Source organism: Gilliamella sp. Occ4-3 (genome assembly GCF_001690675.1).
In the GTDB taxonomy this organism is placed as follows: Bacteria; Pseudomonadota; Gammaproteobacteria; order Enterobacterales; family Orbaceae; genus Gilliamella; species Gilliamella bombi.
In genome coordinates this window covers 1-4,455 of the sequence record NZ_LZHR01000074.1, presented here as the reverse complement: position 1 = coordinate 4,455, position 4,455 = coordinate 1, and the positions used below count along the sequence as shown (strand labels likewise).

The window sequence follows — 4,455 nt, the reverse complement described above, 5'->3', positions numbered from 1 at the left end:
ATATCAACTAGATACGATAAGTTAGAAAGGAATTATGCCAGTATGGTATCACTGGCATTTATGTTAATGTGGCTGCCAATGTATTGTTGAGTAATTTATGTACAGCAAAGATCAACAGCCCCTAATCAATTACAATTAATTTTTTAATTATTTATAACTATCCTTTACCTAAATTCACTCCTAATTTGAAATACCTATAAACTTAAATAAAAGACATTAATTCAATGTATTCCGCTAATTTGATAATTAAAATCCATTTAAATGAAAATTTTTTGAATCTTTTTTTGATTTTGTCGACTCTTTATTAGAGTAGTTCATTATTAAATCTAATTTTAAAGAGGAAAAAAATATGAGTTTTAAAAAAAATATTCCAAGTTTTGAGCGTTTATGTCGAATTATTATTGGTGCCTGTATTGCTTATTTAGGCTTTCTTTTTGCTCCAACAGCCCTAGTAATGTGGATTGCTATCGCAACAGGAATAATTCTGGTTTGTACTGGAACTATAGGATTTTGCCCTATGCGTTCAATTATGAAAAGAAAAATAAACTAGCTAAAAAATCCACTCGCTACTTCCTTGATATAATGATGAATAACAGTTTACTTTGAGGAAGTACATATTACAGGATATCTCTCATTGATATCACCATTAAGAGAAAAATGTAAATAAAATGAAATTTAAATTAAATAATTTTAAGAGGTAATGTCATGTTTAGAAGTAGTTCTGTATTAAGGCATTTACTACGAGGATGTATTGGATTTGGTTTGCTCGGTTTAACAATATATCTGTTCATTCAAGGTGCTGTCTGGAGCGTTTTATTGGGACTTGTATCGGCTGTTTTAGGGTTTTTTGTATTAAGAGGATGCCCTGCCTGTTGGGTAATTGGTCTCATAATGACTATAACCAATCCAGGTAAAACATGTATTCCCTGTACAAAAAAAGATGAATCAATTTCAACAGACTTAAAGTGAAAATAGCTCAATGTGTGAATTTGTTATGTTGCATGGTTACTGCCCCTAGCTTGCTAGGGGATGAGTATCTAATCAAGTTAAATCATATTTTCTTTAATGCCATTTGTATTCATTACCATAAATAGTTCCTTTATAATTGTGAATATTAATATATAAAGTATTCATAATTACTATTTCAGTGTGAATGACCACTAATCTCTAATTTTTTTCGTATAATATTTCTAGCTCTGTGAAGTCTACTTTTCACTGCTTCTGGGCTAATTTCAAGCATATTAGACACTTCATAAGTTGATAATTCTCTGATATCTCTAAGAATTATTACACTTCGATAAGTATAGGGAAGAGAAATTATTGCTTTAGTTAAGTCAATTTTTAATATTGATTCATCAGCTATAGAGTTACTAGTTCCAAATAGCTCTTCCATATCATCAGGATCCATTGATCCTCGCCAAAATATTAGACAGAGCCCGCCTCTATCATTTTTTCGTTTTGGTAATATTGTTGTTCATATTGTTCAGGTGATACCCAGCCATTGGCTGAATGACGGCGTATCCGATTATAATAGATTTCAATATATTCAAATAGTGCTTTATTAGCCTGCTTCCTCGTTTTGTAGTAACAGTCATGAATAATATGTGTTTTGAGTGTATGAAAAAAACTCTCAACAACCGCATTATCAAAGCAGTTGCCTCTTCGACTCATGCTTTGCCTTAGTTCATATTGTAACAATAATTGCTTGAAATCAGCACTGCAATATTGGCTTCCTTGGTCACTATGAATGAGTACATTTTTAGGAAAGTGACGCCGAAATAAAGCTTGTTTTAATGTATTACACACTAAATGGCGGTCTATGTAGCGACTGGTTTGCCTAGCAATCACTTTTCGTCCATATAAATCGATAATCACCGACAAATATAACCAACCTTCACCCGTTTTAATATAAGTAATATCGGTTACCCATGTTTTATTAGGCTTATCAGGATTAAATTGCCTATCTAACGTGTTGGGCGCAATATTGTGATGAGCCTTGTCTGTTTTATACTTGAATTTACGTGCTGCTTTACTCCGTAATCCCAATTGTTGCAAAACACGGCTAATTGTCCTTTCTGAAACTTGATAGCCCGCTTCCCTTGCATCATGAAGCAGGCTTGGCGCACCCAAACGGGCTTTATGTTGCCAATACTGTTTTTGGATATACGCTGAGTTTAGCTGATTTGTTTGCTCTTTTTAACCAAGCATAATAACCCGATGAACTGACACCAAGTAATGAGCATATCCTAGTAATGGGATAGCAGGTTAAATGATTTTTCATATAAGCGTACTTCATCGATTTGGATTGTTGATGAAGTACACATGCGCCTTTTTTAGTATATCATTAGCCATTTTCAGTTCTTTAATCTCTTTTTCTAACGCCATTATCCGCTGTTGCTCAGCGGTTAACTCTCGACGGCTGGTTTTATTCGGGGAAAGTTGCCTAATCCATTTATCTAGGGTTGATTTACCCACACCTAGATGATTGGCAAGTTCGCTGATAGAAAGGTGTGCATTAGATAACGCATAATCCACTGATTGTTGTTTAAATTCGATGCTAAACTTTTTGACCATGATATTTGTCTTCTATAAATTTTGTTTATATCATAGAGGCGACTTTTGTTCACTTTTTTGGCGAGGATCAAATTTATTTTTAAAAAACAAGGAGATTTTACAATGAAAACATTAATAATTTATTCTCATCCATATGAAAAGAGCTATAATCATGCTATTTTGGAAAGAATTGTATCTCTTTTGAAAGAAAGTGGAAAAGATTTCGATATTATTGATTTATATAAAGACGGCTTTAATCCAATATACACTTCCGAAGAATTAAGGTTATATAGTACCGGACAAACAACAGATCCTTTAGTAGAAAAATATCAAAAAATGATAACGGATGCATCTGATATCGTTTTTATATTTCCTATTTGGTGGTATGATTTACCAGCTATCTTAAAAGGTTTTATTGATAAAGTATTTAAAAAAAACTTTTCTTACATTGATACTCCAACGGGCATAAAGGGTAATATTAATCATATTAACTCAACTACAGTTTTAACTACTTCTGAGGCCCCTACATGGTTTATCCGTTTCTTTGCAGGGAATAGCATTAAATCTGTTTTTATTAATTCAACTTTGAAACAATTAGGAATTAAGAATGTGACTTGGAAAAATATGGGAAAAATTAAAAATGTTTCTCAAGAGAAGAGACAACTATTTTTAAAAAATCTCAAATTTTAATTTGTTTTCTTAAATCCGTGATTGATTATCGCCCAAAAAGTGTACAGAAGTCAGCTCTATGATATAAATACAAATCATAGGAGAAAATTATCATGGTCGAAAAGTTTAGCATCGAATTTAAACGACAATCAGTCGATTATGCATTATTCCATGCTCACCTTTTCATAAGTGAACTTGCTAGCCATCTAAGTGTGGGTAAATCAACTATAGATAAGTAGTTTAGACAACTTACACCGAGTAAAACCAGTCGTCGAGCGTTAACGGCTGAGCAACAACGGATTATAATATTAAAAAAAGAAATAAAAGAACTGAAATGGACAATGATATACTAAAAAGGGTGCCTGTGTTCTTCATCAATAATCCAAGTCGCTGAAGTACGCCTATATGAAAAATCATTTAACTTCCTACTCCATTACCAAGATGTGCTCGTTACTTGGTGTTAGTACGTCGGGTTATTATGCCTAGCTAAAAAGACTCAACGAATCCGTCAAACTCAGCGAGTATATTAAGAAGCAGTATGGCACCATAAGACACGTTTGGATGCACCGAGTTTGCTTCATGATGCAAGGGAAGCGAGCTATCAAGTTTCAGAACGAACAATTAGCCGTGTTTTGCAACAATTGGGATTACGTAGTTTAAGATTGCATAGTAAAGCAGCACGTAAATTCAAGTATAAAACAGACACGACTCATCACAATATTGCGCCCAACACGTTAGATAGGCAATTTAATCCTGATAAGCCTAATAAAACATGGGTAACCGATATTACTTATATTAAAACGGGTGAAGGTTGGTTATATTTGTCGGTGATTATCGATTTATATGGACGAAAAGTGATTGCTAGGCAAACCAGTCGCTACATAGACCGCCATTTAGTGTGTAATACATTAAAACAAGCCTTATTTCGGCGTCAATTTCCTAAAAATGTACTCATTCATAGTGACCAAGGAAGCCAATATTGCAGTGCTGATTTCAAGCAAATTATTGTTACAATATGGACTAAGGCAAAGCATGAGTCGAAGAGGCAACTGCTTTGATAATGCGGTTGTTGAGAGTTTTTTTCATACACTCAAAACACATATTATTCATGACTGTTACTACAAAACGAGGAAGCAGGCTAATCAAGCACTATTTGAATATATTGAAATCTATTATAATCGGATACGCCGTCATTCAGCCAATGGCTAGGTATCACCTGAACAATATGAACAA

At 33.5% G+C, this 4,455-nt stretch carries 4 protein-coding genes and 3 pseudogenes; 5 read left to right on the top strand and 2 right to left on the bottom strand.

From position 1 onward, the window contains the following. The 3 genes and pseudogenes from A9G44_RS13300 to A9G44_RS08890 form a co-directional block, all read left to right on the top strand. A pseudogene (locus A9G44_RS13300) lies at positions 1 to 90 on the top strand (IS5/IS1182 family transposase); the annotation flags it as partial. A 259-nt stretch (positions 91 to 349) separates the two neighbouring features. Next, entirely contained in the window at positions 350 to 550 is a 201-nt protein-coding gene (locus A9G44_RS08895; RefSeq protein ID WP_034915691.1) for a YgaP family membrane protein, read from the top strand. Between the two features lie 155 nt (positions 551 to 705). After that, positions 706 to 969 (top strand): hypothetical protein, encoded by a 264-nt coding sequence (locus A9G44_RS08890; RefSeq protein WP_051634372.1) that lies wholly within the window; start codon positions 706 to 708, stop codon positions 967 to 969. Between the two features lie 175 nt (positions 970 to 1,144). Here the strand turns inward: A9G44_RS08890 and A9G44_RS08885 are convergent, their stop codons facing one another. Both A9G44_RS08885 and A9G44_RS08880 read right to left on the bottom strand, forming a co-directional pair. After that, positions 1,145 to 1,408: a sigma-70 family RNA polymerase sigma factor gene (locus A9G44_RS08885; RefSeq protein WP_065610534.1), complete on the bottom strand. Its 264-nt coding sequence runs from the start codon at positions 1,406 to 1,408 to the stop codon at positions 1,145 to 1,147. A 17-nt stretch (positions 1,409 to 1,425) separates the two neighbouring features. Then, positions 1,426 to 2,574 (bottom strand): annotated as a pseudogene (locus A9G44_RS08880) (IS3 family transposase). A 102-nt stretch (positions 2,575 to 2,676) separates the two neighbouring features. Here A9G44_RS08880 and A9G44_RS08870 point away from each other — a divergent pair. Beyond that, positions 2,677 to 3,243, top strand: a complete 567-nt coding sequence (locus A9G44_RS08870) for an NAD(P)H-dependent oxidoreductase (RefSeq protein ID WP_065610530.1) — start codon at positions 2,677 to 2,679, stop codon at positions 3,241 to 3,243. 92 nt (positions 3,244 to 3,335) lie between these two features. After that, a pseudogene (locus A9G44_RS13815) lies at positions 3,336 to 4,428 on the top strand (IS3 family transposase); the annotation flags it as partial. Positions 4,429 to 4,455: the final 27 nt, after the last annotated feature.

Bases quoted from the DNA above. Each gene is read 5' to 3' on its own strand.
- A9G44_RS08890 (WP_051634372.1), top strand. From the start codon at position 706: ATGTTTAGAAGTAGTTCTGTATTAAGGCATTTACTACGAGGATGTATT.
- A9G44_RS08870 (WP_065610530.1), top strand. From the start codon at position 2,677: ATGAAAACATTAATAATTTATTCTCATCCATATGAAAAGAGCTATAAT.
- A9G44_RS08885 (WP_065610534.1), bottom strand. From the start codon at position 1,408: ATGGATCCTGATGATATGGAAGAGCTATTTGGAACTAGTAACTCTATA.
- A9G44_RS08895 (WP_034915691.1), top strand. From the start codon at position 350: ATGAGTTTTAAAAAAAATATTCCAAGTTTTGAGCGTTTATGTCGAATT.